Raw genomic sequence first — 446 nt, forward strand, 5'->3', positions numbered from 1 at the left:
TCATGACTGGGGTGAAGTCGTAACAAGGTAACCGTAGGGGAACCTGCGGTTGGATCACCTCCTTACCTAAAGATATTGCTTCGAGTGGCGTGCTCACACAGATTGTCTGATGAAAAAGTAACGAGCAAAAGCGTCATAAAAGTACGGTGTCGTGTCCCCTTCGTCTAGAGGCCTAGGACACCGCCCTTTCACGGCGGTAACAGGGGTTCGAATCCCCTAGGGGACGCCAAGCTTCCGACCCACCCGGTGAAAGCGGCGGTCTTCAGTATCTGACGATACACCATATCTTAAAGATGACTTTCGAGTCATGTTTAAGATATTGCTCTTTAACAATCTGGAACAAGCTGAAAATTGAAACATGACGGCTGAAATTCATTCCTCCGTAGAAGTACTGGAATGAAGAGTAACCTGTCATAGAGTCTCTCAAATGTTTGCAGCGCGAACGA

Annotated in this window: 1 tRNA gene and 1 rRNA gene; both read left to right on the forward strand. The window is 47.8% G+C overall.

The window, feature by feature from the left end:
* A 16S ribosomal RNA gene (locus ACK3CV_RS25340) occupies positions 1-65 on the forward strand; the annotation flags it as partial.
* Positions 66-153: 88 nt separating this feature from the next.
* Positions 154-229, forward strand: a tRNA-Glu gene (locus ACK3CV_RS25345).
* Positions 230-446: the final 217 nt, after the last annotated feature.

The sequence above is a fragment of the Serratia sp. TSO36 genome, from assembly GCF_057808395.1.